Raw genomic sequence first — 14,138 nt, 5'->3', positions numbered from 1 at the left:
GATCTCGTAGGGTGGGCAAAGCGAAGCGTGCCCACCATCGCACTCGGAGGAAAAAGTGGTGGGCACGGCGCCACGCGCCTTTGCCCACCCTACGAGATCATACCTGATCGCAGTCAGCGGCTCGCTCGCAGCGAGCTAAGTTCAACGTCTGCGGCTTGCTTCTCGATAAACGTCTTCGGGCAATCGGCTGCAGCCTGCTCGAACAGCTTCAACGCCTCTTCCTTGGAGCCGCGTTGCAGGGCGCGTTCCGCGATGTAGAAATTCGCCTCGCAGACCTGCCCCTTTTTCTTCACCGGGTCGGCGTCCTCGGCAGCGCTGAGCACTTGCTCCGGCGTCATCGTGCCAAGGAAGAGGTCGACGATCGGCGCAGGCCATTTCGCCGCGTCCAACTGCTTTGCAGCCTCGCTCAGCTGGCTCGGTTGGTCACTACGTTTTGCAACAATTTCGCGCCATAAGACCGGATAGGCATCCTTTGGATTGCGCAGAATCGCCTGATCGAGGTCGGCCAACGATTTGGTGAATGAGGCAATTTGCCAATAGACCCTCGCACGATGAAAGTAGGCGCGCGCGTCCTTGGGATCGAGCTGCACGAGTTGATCGTAGTCCGCAAGCGAGCGGCCGAAGTCCTCTTTGGCCTTGTACGCGTTCGCGCGGAGCCCGAGGGCATCCTTGTCCTTGGGATTAAGACGGATCGCCTCGTCATAGTCTGCGAAAGCGCGGTCAAGCTCCCCTTTCGCGTAGTAGGCAAGTCCCCGAGCGCGGAGCACAGGGCCATCCGCGGAAGCGAGTACAATTGCTTCACCCGCGACGGACGCAGAAATCGGGTCGGCGTCCTGACCTTGAAGCTGAGTCTGCCGATCGCTTCCTTGACCCTGATGTGCCAGCTGGATCACCTGGTTGTAATCGGCAATGGCGCGATCATAGTCCCCTTTTCGAGCATAGGCGACGCCCCGGCAGCCATAGACAGATCGGCTTTGTGGGTTCAGCTCGATGATCCGGTCATAGTCGGCGATAGCGCGGTCGAGTTCGCCCAGCAGCGAAAAGGATTCGGCTCGGAAGTAGTAGAAATACTCGTTCCTCGGCCTGATCTGCATGGTTTGATCGAGCTCGGCCAATGCACGCTCTCTGTTGCCCTGGACGACGTAAACGCGGCTGCGGCACAATTGGCCTCCGCCGGTTTGCGGGCTGATTTCGACCGCTCGGTCACAGTCAACCATGGCACGACCTGGGTCCCCCTTGCGGATGAAAGCGAGGCTTCGGTCGACATGCACTATGACATTGTCCGGATGGATCAGGAGGGCTTGATCATAATCAGCGATGGCGCGGTCCATATCTCCTTTGGCCTGGTAGATTCGGGCACGCCCCAGACGGGCATATACAGCCTTCGGATCAAGCTCGATAACCTTGTCGTAGTCAGCAAGCGCAGCGTCGGTTTGTCGCCTCTCGGCTTGCGCAAAAGCTCTCTGGAGACGGGCGTTCAGATTGCCCGGATCGCGTTCGATAATCTGGTTGTAGTCCGCGATTGCAAGGTCGGCCTCACCTTTTTGGCGGTAAAACATGGCGCGGCGAAAGTGCGCCATGATCACGCTCTGCTGCATGGCCTTCGCCGCCTGAATGATAGCGGTGCAGCCGGCGATGCGATCATCGAGTGTGACGTTGTTGGCCGTGTTGCACTTTGCGGCCAAAGGCATTTCCGCGCGTGCGATCGATCCTTCGATCAAGGTTGTCAGCACCAACGCGCTTACACCTGCTGCCGCGCCAACAAGGGCACGGCCGATCATTCCAAACATGCAGTCTCCAGCTCAGTTCCCGGGGATTGTCATAGCAACCAAAGAGGGACCTGCACAGCCCTTGGTTGCAGCAATCGCATATGGCCGGCCAGCCCGAAACCTACGCGCCCTGCCCCATCATCCCCTGCAGCCGCACCAGCTCCGCCTCCAGATCCCGCTCCACATCCGCTGCGCGGATGTCGAGCACCCGATAGTCCCGCGCCTCGAGCCACGCCCGCCGTCCGGCACGGTCGGCGGCGATGGTCTCGCCCTCGCCCGGGTTGACCAGCTCGATCGCGATCCGGTGCGAGAACGAGACGAAGTCCGGAATGTGGCGCCCCACAGGGGTCTGGCGCTTGAACCCACCTGCGAAGCGGCGGTCGCGGGTCAGCGCATGCCACAGCAGGCGCTCGGCATCGGTCGGGTTGCGGCGAAGCAGGCGGGCGAGGCCGCGCACGGTCGAGCCGCTGTCGGGCACGCCGCCGCCCTGCCCGTGCTCGGCCAGGAGCGCGCGCAGGCGCGTCGCCTGCTCGCCGTCGAGCACGCCGCCCTTGGCCGGGCCCTTGCGCCCTTCCGCGATCGCCATCACCACCCCGTGCAAGGTGTGCATGTCCTGCTTGGTCGGCTCCATGCGGCTGAAGATGTTGCGCAGGTTGACCAGCATGGTGTCGCGCTTCTCGGCCGGGCGCAGGAATTCCACCTTGTCGAGCTCGCGCACGAGGTTGTCGAAGAAGGCCTGCATCTGGTGCTGCGAGGCGCGCTCGGACCGCTCAGGCATGCCGTGCGGCAGCTCGCCCAACGTCACCAGCTTGAACCATTCATAGCCGATCAAGAGCACGGCCTGGGCGAGGTTGAGCGAGGCAAAGCCCGGATTGACCGGGAAGGTGATGATGCGGTTGGAGAGCCCGACCTCCTCGTTGGTCAGGCCCCAGCGCTCTCGGCCGAACAGGATACCGGCCTTGCCCCCCGTGGCGATGTGACCGGAGATCTCGCTTGCCGCCGCCTCCGGCCCGACCACCGGCTTGGCCTGGTCATGGGCGCGGGCGGTGGTGGCGAACAGCAGGTCGAGATCGGCGATCGCCTGCTCGACCGTATCGAACAATTCGACCTTTTCCAGAATGTGGTCGGCGCCGGCCGCTGCCCGCTGGGCGGCGATGTTGGGCCAGCCGTCGCGGGGGTTGACGATGCGCAAGCGGCTCAGGGCAAAATTGCCCATGGCGCGCGCGGCCATGCCGATGTTTTCTCCTAGCTGCGGCTCGACCAGGATCACGATGGGACCGTCGAGGGAAAGCCCCGCCTTGCTCTTGTCAGTCCCCGACATCTCGTTTCGCTTTCACACTGTCTCTCAAGGCCTTGCAGAGGCCGTCTCAGGAATTGATTCAAGCCGCCCGTTCCGGCCGGCTCCGTCCTGCTCGCCTGTCGTTTGCCTGTCCTGACGAAATTCTCAAGGGAAATAACGGGTTGGATTCGACTTTTGAATCTCGCTGGGAACGTCACCCCGGGCCCCGGCCGAGGACCGGCCGCCGCTTCCCATCTGCGGAAGCTGGATGAGCTAAAAGTGCATAATCCCTTGGCTTTCGCCCGCCGCGCGGCGGTGCTAAGAGGCGGCGGATATTCCCGTGGCGCGCCAAAAGCGCCGTTCCCAAGAGGCTCCCCCGATCATGGCAAAAATCAAGGTATCCAATCCCGTCGTCGAACTCGATGGCGACGAGATGACCCGGATCATCTGGCAGTACATCAAGGACAAGCTGATCAACCCGTTCCTGGATGTCGAGCTGCTCTATTTCGACCTGGGCATGGAATACCGCGACCACACCAACGATCAGGTCACCATCGACGCCGCCGAGGCGATCAAGAAGGTCGGCGTCGGCGTCAAGTGCGCCACCATCACCCCGGACGAGGCCCGGGTGAAGGAGTTCAACCTCAAGCAGATGTGGAAGTCGCCGAACGGCACCATCCGCAACATCCTCGGCGGCGTGATCTTCCGTGAGCCGATCATCTGCAAGAACGTGCCGCGCCTCGTTCCCGGTTGGACCAAGCCGATCATCATCGGCCGCCACGCCTATGGCGACCAGTACCGCGCCACCGACATCAAGTTCCCGGGCAAGGGCATTCTCTCGCTGAAGTTCGTCGGCGAGGACGGCACCGTGATCGAGAAGGAAGTGTTCAAGGCGCCCGGCGCCGGCGTCGCCATGGAGATGTACAATCTCGACGACTCCATCATCGATTTCGCCCGCGCCTCCTTCAACTACGGCCTGCTGCGCGGCTATCCGGTCTACCTGTCGACCAAGAACACGATTCTGAAGGTCTATGACGGCCGCTTCAAGGACATCTTCCAGGAGATCTTCGACAAGGAGTTCAAGAAGGAGTTCGACGCCAAGGGCCTGACCTACGAGCACCGCCTGATCGACGACATGGTGGCCTCGGCGCTGAAATGGTCCGGCGGCTATGTCTGGGCCTGCAAGAACTACGACGGCGACGTGCAGTCCGACACGGTCGCGCAGGGCTACGGCTCGCTCGGCCTGATGACCTCGGTGCTGCTCACCCCCGACGGCAAGACCGTGGAAGCGGAAGCCGCCCATGGCACGGTGACCCGCCACTACCGCGAGCACCAGAAGGGCAAGGAGACCTCGACCAACTCGATCGCGTCGATCTTCGCCTGGACCCGCGGCCTGTCGCACCGCGCCAAGCTCGACAACAACGCCGAGCTCGCCAAGTTCGCGGCGACGCTGGAGAAGGTCTGCGTCGACACCGTCGAGGCCGGCTACATGACCAAGGACCTCGCGCTCCTGGTCGGCGCCGACCAGCGCTGGCTCTCCACCACCGGCTTCCTCGACAAGGTCGCGGAAAACCTGACCAAGGAGCTGGCGGCGTAAGCTGCCAGCTCCACGCGTCATTGCGAGCGCAGCGAAGCAATCCAGAATCCCTCCGTGGGCAAAGTCTGGATTGCTTCGTCGCTTCGCTCCTCGCAATGACGAGACCTCGAGGACGCACCATGCCGACGCTCAAGAGTTTTGCCTTTGCGGTCCTCGCGCTGACGAGCACGCCTGCATTTGCCGCCGAGCCGCTTCCCGACGCCATCGCCGCTCCGGGCGAGTCCATCGTGCTCGGCGTCCACGCCGAGGGCGCGCAGGTCTATGAGTGCAAGGCCGCCGCCGACGGCAAGCTCGCCTGGGCCTTCCGCGAGCCGATCGCGACGCTCCTCTCCGAGGGCAAGACGATCGGCCGGCATTACGCCGGACCGAGTTGGGAGCTGACCGACGGCAGCGCCATCGTCGGCAAGGCCATCGGCAACGCGCCGGGCGCGACGCCTGCCGATATCCCCTGGCTGAAGCTGGAGGTCGCCTCCCGCCGCGGCAGCGGCGTGCTTACGCCCGTCACCACCGTCCAGCGCATCAACACCCATGGCGGCAAGCTCGACGGTTCTTGTGACAAGGCCGGCGAGTTCAGGAGCGCGCCTTACTCGGCGGAGTATGTCTTCCTGAAGAAGGGCTGATCGCTCAGCGGTCCGTGCCCTCACGCTCCGCCTGAGCAAGCTCTGCCGCAGCGAGATCGCCGCTATCGGCCAGCCTCGCCTTGGCGGTGGTGCGGACGTGGGCGGCAAGCGTCGGCATGCGCGCGATCAGGGCGTGAAAATCTTGGGCGTCGAGCACCAAGAGCCGGGTCTTGCGCGTCGCCGTCACCGTGCCGCTGCGTTTTGTCTTGTGCAGCAGCGCGATCTCGCCGAAGAAGGTGCCGTCGGCAAGCCGCACCTGCTGGCTCGGCAGCGCGATCTCGACCTCGCCGGCGGTGATGAAATACATCGACGAGGCGACATCGCCACGTCGGACCAATATCTCGCCCTGCTCGATGGTGCGGGCGCGGAGCAGTCGCATGATGTCGGCGATCTCCGCGGCGGACAGATGAGAGAACAGCGGCACCCGCGCCAGCATGCCCCAGGTGACGACGAAATCGCGCCGCCTCACCTCCTCGGCAAAGGCGGATGAGATGATCGCGACTGGCAGCGCGATCATGGCGAAGCCGCTGATGATGGCGAACACCGAGATGAACTTGCCGAGCGGCGTCACCGGCACGACGTCGCCATAGCCGACGGTGCCGAGCGTCACGATCGCCCACCACATCGCCTGCGGAATGGTGCCGAGCTTGTCCGGCTGCACGTCGCGCTCGATGGCGTAGAGCAGCGAGGCAAAGGTCAGGACCGCGCCGATCAGGATGACGATGCAGCCGATCAGCGCCCGCCGCTCGGCATGCACGGCGGCAAGCAGCGAGCGCATCGCCGGCGAGTAGCGGATCAGCTTGAAGAACGGCAGCACGCCGAGCGCGGCCAGCGTTGCGTGGCGGCCCGTGGCCAGCACGATTCCCGCAGGCAGGAACGCCAGGAGATCGATGATGCCGAGTGCGGAGAAGACGTAGCCGAGCCGGTCGGACAGCGCGGACGCCTCGCGCTGGGTGTGTCCCGCCACGGTCCACAGGCGCGCGGCATATTCCAGCGCGAACACGACCACGGCAAGGCTTGCGACCACCGTGAACAGCGCGCCGAACTGCGCGTCCAGATCCGGCACCGAGGCAAGGACCATCGCGGCGACGTCGAGCACGATGACGCCGATGATGATCTGGATGAAGCGCGACCCGGCCGAGTAGGCCAGCGGATCGTGCTCCAGCAATTCGTAGAGGCGATCCCGTAAGTTGGGATCGCGCAGGCCACGTCCTCGCGGAACGAGGCGCATGGTGACTTAAGCGCCTGCCATCGCTTTTTCGACCGCCGCGAGCGCCGCCGCCGCATTGGCGCCGTCGGGACCGCCGGCCTGCGCCATGTCGGGCCGGCCGCCGCCGCCCTTGCCGCCGAGCGCTTCGGAGGCGATGCGGACCAGATTCACGGCATTGAAGCGCGCGATGAGGTCCGGCGTGACGCCGACCACGACACCGGCCTTGCCGTCCCCGGTGACGCCGACGATGGCGACGACGCCCGAGCCGATCTGCTTCTTGCCGTCATCGGCAAGACTCTTGAGATCCTTCATCTCGATGCCCTCGACCGCGCGCGCCATCAGCTTGACGTCGCCGACCTCGCGCACGCCTGCGGCAGCGCCGTTGCCCACCGACGTTCCGCCGCCCATCGCGAGCTTCTTGCGGGCATCGGACAGCTCGCGCTCGAGCTTCTTGCGCTCCTCCATCAGCGCGGCGATGCGCGCCGGCACGTCGTCGATCGAGGTGCGCAGCTCGTTCGCCGCCGTCTTCGCCAGCGCCATGGTCTCGTTGGCGTGCCTGCGTGCATAGTTGCCGGTCAACGCCTCGATGCGGCGCACGCCGGAGGCGACCGCGCTCTCGCCGGTCAGCGTGATCAGGCCGATGTCGCCGGTGCGCTTCACATGGGTGCCGCCGCAGAGCTCGACCGACCAACCGAGCGCGTTGGCGCCGCGCTCACGCGCGGTCCTGCCCATGGAGACGACGCGGACCTCGTCACCATACTTCTCGCCGAACAACGCGCGTGCGCCGGCCTCGCGGGCTTCATCGACGCCCATGATGCGCGTCGTGACCTCGTCGTTCTCCAGCACCACGTCGTTGGCGATGTCCTCGATGCGGGACAGCTCCTCCGCCGTGATCGGCTTTGGATGCACGAAGTCGAACCGCAAACGATCCGGCGCGACCAGCGAGCCGCGCTGGGCGATGTGGTCGCCGAGCACCTGGCGCAGCGCCTCATGGATGAGATGCGTCGCCGAGTGATGCGCGCGGATCGAGGAGCGCCGTCCGTGATCCACCTCGAGCTGGAGCGCGGTGCCGAGCTTGACTTCGCCGCTCTCCACCGTGCCGATATGGACGAAGAGATCGCCGAGCTTCTTCTGCGTGTCGGTGATGCGGACCTTGATGCCGCCCTCCCCTAACAGCACGCCGGTGTCGCCGACCTGGCCGCCGGACTCCGCATAGAACGGCGTCTGGTTCAGCACCAGCGCACCGGTCTCGCCGGCCTTGAGGCTGTCAGCCTCCTTGCCGTCCTTGACCAGCGCCGCAACGACGCCCTCGGCGCTCTCGGTCTCGTAGCCCAGGAATTCGGTGGCGCCGAGCTTCTCGCGCAGCGGGAACCAGATCGCCTCGGACGCCGCCTCGCCAGACCCCTTCCAGGACTCGCGCGCCTTGACCTTCTGGCGCTCCATCGCGTCGGCGAAGGCGGATTGATCGACGCCGATGCCGCGCGACTTCAGCGCGTCCTGCGTCAGGTCCAGCGGGAAGCCATAGGTGTCGTAGAGCGTGAAGGCGACGTCGCCGTCGAACATGTCGCCCTTCTTCAGGGAGGCCGACTTCTCGTCGAGGATGGCGAGGCCGCGCGACAGCGTCTTGCGGAAGCGGGTTTCTTCCAGACGCAGCGTTTCCTCGATCAGCTTTTCCGCGCGCATCAGCTCGGGATAGGCCTGGCCCATCTCGCGCACCAGCGCCCAGACCAGGCGATGCATCAAGGGCTCCTTGGCACCCAGCAGCTGCGCATGGCGCATCGCGCGGCGCATGATCCGGCGCAGCACGTAGCCGCGGCCCTCGTTCGAGGGCAAGACGCCGTCGGAGACGAGGAAGGCCGAGGAGCGCAAATGGTCGGCGATGACGCGGAACGAGGCGACGGTCTGCTCGTTCGGCCCGGTGCCGAGCGCGGACGAGGTCGCATCGATCAGGTTGCGGAACAGGTCGGTCTCGAACACGCTCTCGACGCCCTGGAGGATGCAGGCCATGCGCTCCAGGCCCATGCCGGTGTCGATCGAGGGACGCGGCAGCGGCTGGCGCTCCTCCTTCGTCACCTGTTCGAACTGCATGAACACCAGGTTCCAGAACTCGAGGAAGCGGTCGCCGTCCTCCTCCGGCGAGCCCGGAGGCCCGCCCCAGATGTGCTCGCCGCGATCGATGAAGATCTCCGAGCACGGTCCGCACGGGCCGGTGTCGCCCATCGCCCAGAAATTGTCCGAGGTCGGGATGCGGATGATGCGGTCGTCGGAGAAGCCGGCGATCTTCTTCCACAGGCCGGCCGCCTCGTCGTCGGTGTGGTAGACGGTGACGAGCAGCTTGTCCTTCTTCAGCCCGAACTCGGAGGTGATGAGCTTCCAGGCGAGCTCGATCGCGCGCTCCTTGAAGTAGTCGCCGAACGAGAAATTGCCGAGCATCTCGAAGAAGGTGAGATGGCGCGCGGTGTAGCCGACATTGTCGAGGTCGTTGTGCTTGCCGCCGGCACGCACGCATTTCTGCGAGGTGGTGGCGCGCTGATAGGGCCGCTTCTCGACGCCGGTGAAGACGTTCTTGAACTGCACCATGCCGGCATTGGTGAACATCAAGGTCGGGTCGTTGCGCGGCACGAGGGGCGAGGACGGCACGATCTCGTGGCCGTTCTCGGCAAAGAAGTTCAGAAAGGTCGACCTGATCTCGTTGACGCCGCTCATGTTCATCCAATCGGGTGTGCTTGGACCCGCGTTCTAGCCATCCAACCAGAACATTCAGGCTGATATCTGCGGGCCACAGCGCTTTTAGACAAGGCCAGCTTCGCTGTCCAGAAACTGTGCAGAGAGATCAGAGGGTTGCCGCAGGCGCTCAATCCGGTTGATAAGGCGTAAACCTCGCGTTGACAGGCTTGGCCAGCCTGTGGTCTGTACCCATCTATATCGTACGGCCACGTCGGGAGAGACCGGCTTTAGGCAGCCGGCGCCGAAGGAGCAACCGCCCCGGAAACTCTCAGGCAAAAGGACCGCGTGGCTTTGACGACATCTGGAAAGAGGCGCCGACGGGCTCGAAAGCCTGGGTGGCACCCGCCGACGGGATAATACTCTCAGGCACAGCGACAGATGGGGCTTCGACTGGTTGCTCCCAGGGAATCGTCTCTGGGGAACCGCCGAGGGCCCCATGATGCTAGCGCGCGACGACCAAGATTCCCTCCGACATACCCCGCTCCACGCCCTGCACGTGTCCCTTGGCGGCAAGATGGTGCCGTTCGCCGGCTATGACATGCCGGTGCAATATCCCGCGGGCGTACTGAAGGAACACCTCCATACGCGCGCCTCGGCGGGCCTGTTCGACGTCTCCCACATGGGCCAGCTCGCGCTCCGGCCCAAGTCGGGCAAGGTCGACGACGCTGCCCGCGCACTGGAGCGGCTGGTGCCGCAGGATATCGTGGCGATTGCGCCGGGACGGCAGCGCTACGCCCAGTTCACCAATGTTGATGGCGGCATCCTGGACGACCTGATGGTCGCCAATTTCGGCGATCACCTGTTCCTGGTCGTCAACGCCGCCTGCAAGGACGCCGACGAGGCGCATCTACGCGCCCACCTCTCGGACGACTGCGTCATCGAGCAGCTGGAAGGCCGGGCGCTGATCGCGCTCCAGGGCCCGAAGGCGGAAGCGGTGCTGGCGAAATTCTGTGCAGCGGCGCCGGCCATGAAGTTCATGGACGCCGGCCCGCACGAGGTTGCCGGCCTCGCCTGTTTCGTCTCGCGCTCGGGCTACACCGGCGAGGACGGATTCGAGATCTCGGTCGCTGCCGCCGACGCCGAACGCCTCGCAAAGACGCTGCTCGAAAACCCGGACGTGATGCCGATCGGCCTGGGCGCCCGCGACAGCCTGCGGCTGGAAGCCGGACTCTGCCTCTACGGCCACGACATCGACACCGAGACCACGCCGGTTGAAGCCGCGCTGGAATGGTCGGTGCAGAAGAGCCGCCGCACGGGCGGGGCGCGCGCCGGCGGCTTTCCCGGCGCAGATAGAATCCTCGCTCACTTCGATCACGGCGCATCCCGCCGCCGCATCGGCCTGCGCGCCGAGGGCCGCGCGCCGGTGCGCGAGGGCGCGCTGCTGTTTGCGGACGCGGCCGCAGGCGAGCCGATCGGAAAGGTCACCTCGGGCGGGTTCGGCCCGAGCCTGAATGCACCGGTCGCGATGGGCTATGTGCCCACCGCATCGAGCGCGCTCGGCACAAAACTCTTCGCCGAAGTGCGCGGCCAGCGCCTGGCCGTTCAAGTCGCCGCCATGCCCTTCGTGAAAAACACCTACAAACGCTGAGGACTCGACAATGACCACGACGCTGTACACCTCCGACCATGAATGGCTGGCCATCGAGGGCGACGTCGCCACCGTAGGGATCACCGACTACGCGCAGTCCCAGCTCGGCGACGTCGTGTTCGTCGAACTGCCCAAGATCGGCCGCACGCTGAAGAAGGCGGAAGCCGCCGCCGTGGTGGAATCGGTGAAGGCCGCCTCCGACGTCTACGCGCCGATCTCAGGCGAAGTGCTCGAGACCAACGCCGCGCTCGCCAGCGAGCCCGCGCTGGTGAATTCGGATGCGCAAGGCGCGGCCTGGTTCTTCAAGATCAAGATTGCCGACAAGAGCGAGCTCGGCGGCCTCATGGACGAAGCCGCCTACAAGGCACACACGGCCTGAGAGAACAATGGAGCAAGCGATGACCGCGCACCGCAAATCCAACGGCGACGCCGCCGCCACGTTCGTTCGCCGCCATATCGGCCCGTCGGCGCGCGATGTCGCCGCAATGCTGGAGGCCGTCAGCGCCAAGAGCGTCGATGCGCTGATGGCGGAGACGCTGCCGGCCTCGATCCGGCAGACCGCCCCGCTCGATCTCGGCAAGCCGCTCAGCGAGACCGAGGCGATCGCGCATATGGGCGAGCTCGCCGCCCAGAACCAGGTCTTCACCTCGCTGATCGGCCAAGGCTATTCCGGCACGATCCTGCCCGCGGTAATCCAGCGCAACATTTTGGAGAATCCGGCCTGGTACACGGCGTACACGCCCTACCAGCCCGAGATCAGCCAGGGCCGGCTGGAGGCGCTGCTCAATTTCCAGACCATGATCTGCGATCTCACCGGGCTCGACGTTGCCAACGCCTCGCTGCTGGATGAGGCGACCGCGGCGGCCGAAGCCATGGCGCTCGCCGAGCGGCACTCGCAGGTCAAGGCGAAGGCCTTCTTCGTCGACAAGGACGTGCACCCGCAGACGCTGGCTGTGATGCGCACCCGCGCCGAGCCGCTGGGCTGGAATTTGATCGTCGGCGATCCCCTCACCGATCTCGACAAGGCCGACGTGCTTGGTGCGCTGCTGCAATATCCGGGCTCATCGGGCGCGGTGCGCGACCTCAGGCCGGCGATCGCGACGCTGCGCGCCAAGGGTGCGCTCGCGATCGTTGCCGCCGATCTGCTGGCACTGACGCTGCTCGCCTCGCCCGGCGAACTCGGCGCCGACATCGCGATCGGCTCGGCGCAGCGCTTCGGCGTGCCGATGGGTTATGGCGGACCGCACGCGGCCTATATGGCGGTGCGCGATGCGCTGAAGCGCTCGCTGCCCGGCCGCATCGTCGGCCTGTCCGTCGATACGCGCGGAATGCCTGCCTATCGCCTCGCACTCCAGACCCGCGAGCAGCACATCCGCCGCGAGAAGGCGACCTCCAACATCTGCACCGCGCAGGTGCTGCTCGCCGTGATCGCCTCGATGTATGCGGTCTATCACGGACCCGAGGGGCTTGCGCAGATCGCGCGCAATGTGCATCGGCGCACCGCCGTGCTCGCCGCGGGACTGCGCAAGCTCGGCTTCGCGCTGCAGTCCGAGAGCTTCTTCGATACGCTCAGCGTCGATGCCGGCGCCAAGCGCGCCGAGATCGTCGCGCGCGCCGCGGCCGAGAAGATCAATCTCGGCATCAGTGACACGGCGCTGCGCATCGCGCTCGACGAGACCACGACGCCGGCGACGGTGGAAGCAGTCTGGCGCGCCTTCGGCGGCCAGCTTGCCTATGCCGAGATCGACGCGACCACGCGCGAGGCGCTGCCGGAGGCGCTGAAGCGCGCGACCGCCTTCCTCACCCATCCCGTCTTCAACGCGCATCGCTCGGAGACCGAGATGCTGCGCTACATGCGCAAGCTCTCAGACCGCGACCTCGCGCTCGACCGCGCGATGATTCCGCTTGGCTCCTGCACGATGAAGCTGAACGCGACCACCGAGATGATGCCGCTGACCTGGCCGGAGTTCGGCTCGTTGCACCCGTTCGTCCCGCGCGAGCAGGCCAAAGGCTATCACGCGCTGTTCGCGCGGCTGGAAAAGTGGCTGTGCGACATCACCGGTTATGACGCAATCTCGCTCCAGCCGAACTCCGGCGCGCAGGGCGAATATGCCGGCTTGCTCGCGATCCGCGGCTATCATGCCGCGCGTGGAGAGAGCCGTCGCAAGATCTGTCTGATCCCCTCCTCCGCTCACGGCACCAACCCGGCTTCGGCCGCGATGGTCGGCATGGACGTGGTGGTGGTCGCCTGCGAGAAGAACGGCGACGTCGACGTCAACGATCTCCGCGCCAAGGCGGAGAAGCATTCGAGCGATCTCGCCGCCGTCATGATCACCTATCCCTCGACGCACGGCGTGTTCGAGGAGCACATCCGCGAGATCTGCGACATCGTCCACGACCATGGCGGCCAGGTGTATCTGGACGGCGCCAACCTCAACGCGCAGGTCGGCCTTAGCAGGCCCGGTGACTACGGCGCCGATGTCAGCCATCTCAACCTGCACAAGACCTTCTGCATCCCGCATGGCGGCGGCGGCCCCGGCATGGGCCCGATCGGCGTGAAAGCGCATCTCGCGCCGTTCCTGCCGGGTCATCCGGCGACGCAGGCAGATTCCCCGGTCGGCCCGGTCTCGGCCGCGCCGTTCGGCTCGGCCTCGATCCTCACCATCTCCTACATCTACATTTTGATGATGGGCGGCGAAGGATTGAAGCGCGCCACCGAGATCGCGATCCTCAACGCCAACTACATCGCCGCGCGCCTCGATCCGCACTTCCCCGTGCTCTACAAGAACGCCAAGGGCCGCATCGCGCATGAGTGCATCGTCGATCCCCGTCCGCTGAAGACGACGAGCGGCGTCACCGTCGACGACATCGCCAAGCGCCTGATCGACTACGGCTTCCACGCGCCCACGATGAGCTTCCCGGTGCCGGGCACACTGATGATCGAGCCGACCGAATCGGAATCGAAGGCGGAGCTGGATCGCTTCTGCGACGCCATGATCGCGATCCGGAAAGAAATTGCCGAGGTCGAGGCCGGCCGCTTTGAGATCGCGGCATCCCCGCTGCGCAACGCCCCGCACACCGTGCACGACATCGCCGACGATGCATGGAATCGCGCCTATACGCGCGCCGAGGGCTGCTTCCCCGCGGGCACCTCGCGCACCGACAAATATTGGAGCCCGGTGGGCCGCGTCGACAACGTCTATGGCGACCGTAACCTCGTGTGCTCCTGTCCGCCGGTGAGCGATTACGCGGAAGCCGCGGAGTAGCGGATTCGTAGGGTGGGTTAGCCCTGCGACTGCGCAAACCGCAGTCCGCTGGGCGTAACCCACCACGTCTGTCGCCTCAGAA

The 14,138-nt window shown here is 65.4% G+C and carries 9 protein-coding genes and 1 riboswitch; of the genes, 5 read left to right on the top strand and 4 right to left on the bottom strand.

What is annotated here, in order from left to right:
- Window positions 1–113 precede the first annotated feature (113 nt).
- Window positions 114–1,790: a tetratricopeptide repeat protein gene (locus GPL20_RS28075; RefSeq protein ID WP_246251045.1), complete on the bottom strand. Its 1,677-nt coding sequence runs from the start codon at window positions 1,788–1,790 to the stop codon at window positions 114–116.
- Between the two features lie 100 nt (window positions 1,791–1,890).
- On the bottom strand, window positions 1,891–3,090 hold the full coding sequence (locus GPL20_RS28070) for a TrmJ/YjtD family RNA methyltransferase (RefSeq protein ID WP_157333745.1): 1,200 nt from the start codon (window positions 3,088–3,090) through the stop codon (window positions 1,891–1,893).
- 340 nt (window positions 3,091–3,430) lie between these two features.
- On the opposite strand from GPL20_RS28070, the gene GPL20_RS28065 reads away from it, so the two are divergent.
- Together GPL20_RS28065 and GPL20_RS28060 are read left to right on the top strand one after the other, a co-directional pair.
- Entirely contained in the window at window positions 3,431–4,645 is a 1,215-nt protein-coding gene (locus GPL20_RS28065) for an NADP-dependent isocitrate dehydrogenase (protein ID WP_157333743.1), read from the top strand.
- Between the two features lie 119 nt (window positions 4,646–4,764).
- Complete coding sequence (locus GPL20_RS28060) at window positions 4,765–5,265, top strand: DUF3455 domain-containing protein (RefSeq protein WP_157333741.1); 501 nt, start codon at window positions 4,765–4,767, stop codon at window positions 5,263–5,265.
- A 4-nt stretch (window positions 5,266–5,269) separates the two neighbouring features.
- Here GPL20_RS28060 and GPL20_RS28055 read toward each other — a convergent pair whose 3' ends face one another.
- Both GPL20_RS28055 and alaS read right to left on the bottom strand, forming a co-directional pair.
- The gene (locus tag GPL20_RS28055; protein ID WP_157333739.1) at window positions 5,270–6,496 is read right to left on the bottom strand and encodes a cyclic nucleotide-gated ion channel; all 1,227 of its coding nucleotides are present in this window, start codon (window positions 6,494–6,496) and stop codon (window positions 5,270–5,272) included.
- A gap of 6 nt (window positions 6,497–6,502) precedes the next feature.
- Complete coding sequence (gene alaS, locus GPL20_RS28050; protein WP_167533251.1) at window positions 6,503–9,181, bottom strand: alanine--tRNA ligase; 2,679 nt, start codon at window positions 9,179–9,181, stop codon at window positions 6,503–6,505.
- A 223-nt stretch (window positions 9,182–9,404) separates the two neighbouring features.
- A riboswitch (glycine riboswitch) is annotated at window positions 9,405–9,495 on the top strand.
- Window positions 9,496–9,641: 146 nt separating this feature from the next.
- On the opposite strand from alaS, the gene gcvT reads away from it, so the two are divergent.
- From gcvT to gcvP, 3 genes are read left to right on the top strand one after another with little or no spacing between them, the layout of a single operon-like run.
- The gene (gene gcvT, locus GPL20_RS28045; RefSeq protein ID WP_167533256.1) at window positions 9,642–10,790 is read left to right on the top strand and encodes a glycine cleavage system aminomethyltransferase GcvT; all 1,149 of its coding nucleotides are present in this window, start codon (window positions 9,642–9,644) and stop codon (window positions 10,788–10,790) included.
- Window positions 10,791–10,800: 10 nt separating this feature from the next.
- Complete coding sequence (gene gcvH, locus GPL20_RS28040) at window positions 10,801–11,169, top strand: glycine cleavage system protein GcvH (protein WP_157333733.1); 369 nt, start codon at window positions 10,801–10,803, stop codon at window positions 11,167–11,169.
- 19 nt (window positions 11,170–11,188) lie between these two features.
- Window positions 11,189–14,056: an aminomethyl-transferring glycine dehydrogenase gene (gene gcvP, locus GPL20_RS28035; RefSeq protein WP_157333731.1), complete on the top strand. Its 2,868-nt coding sequence runs from the start codon at window positions 11,189–11,191 to the stop codon at window positions 14,054–14,056.
- Window positions 14,057–14,138 lie beyond the last annotated feature (82 nt).

The sequence above is a fragment of the Bradyrhizobium cajani genome, assembly GCF_009759665.1.
GTDB lineage: Bacteria > Pseudomonadota > Alphaproteobacteria > Rhizobiales > Xanthobacteraceae > Bradyrhizobium > Bradyrhizobium cajani.
Note: the sequence above shows the minus strand (reverse complement) of the source record. Positions and strands in the feature narration are given on the sequence as shown.